The organism is Cellulomonas citrea, assembly GCF_009829685.1.
Taxonomy (GTDB): Bacteria; Actinomycetota; Actinomycetes; order Actinomycetales; family Cellulomonadaceae; genus Cellulomonas; species Cellulomonas citrea.
The window spans coordinates 1-738 of record NZ_VWSD01000336.1 but is presented as its reverse complement, the minus strand read 5'-3'; the positions used below and the strand labels follow the sequence as shown (position 1 = coordinate 738).

At 71.0% G+C, this 738-nt stretch carries 1 protein-coding gene; it reads left to right on the top strand.

Going from position 1 to position 738, the window contains the following annotated elements; genetic code table 11:
* The coding region (locus tag F2B26_RS16565) for a tryptophan synthase subunit beta (protein WP_159811183.1) at nucleotides 1-738 on the top strand (738 nt) is incomplete at both ends.

The window sequence follows — 738 nt, the reverse complement described above, 5'->3', positions numbered from 1 at the left end:
CGCCGCGCTCATGGACCTGGACTGCACGGTCTACATGGGTGAGGAGGACACCCGCCGCCAGGCGCTCAACGTCGCTCGGATGCGGCTGCTGGGTGCCGAGGTCGTGCCGGTGAAGATCGGCTCACGCACCCTCAAGGACGCGATCAACGAGGCGCTGCGGGACTGGGTGGCCAATGTCGAGACCACGCACTACCTGCTGGGCACGGTGACCGGGCCGCACCCGTTCCCGTCGATGGTCCGCGACTTCCACAAGATCATCGGCGAGGAGGCCCGCGCCCAGCTCGCGCAGGAGATCGGCCGGCTGCCCGACGCTGTCGCGGCGTGCGTGGGGGGCGGCTCCAACGCGATGGGCATCTTCAACGCGTTCCTCGACGAGCCCTCGGTCAACCTGTACGGCTTCGAGGCAGGTGGCGAGGGCATCGACTCCGGGCGGCACGCGGCCCGGTTCTCCGGCGGCGAGCAGGGCGTGCTGCAGGGCGCACGGTCGTTCGTGCTGCAGGACGAGGACGGCCAGACGCTCCCGTCGCACTCGGTCTCGGCGGGTCTGGACTACCCGAGCGTGGGACCCGAGCACGCCTGGTTGCACGAGCTCGGCCGGGTGGACTACCTGCCGGTCACCGACGAGGAGGCGATGGAGGCGTTCTCGTCGCTGTGCCGGACCGAGGGCATCATCCCGGCGATCGAGTCCGCGCACGCCCTCGCGGGTGCGGTGCAGCTCGGCCGGCGGGTGGGTGACTG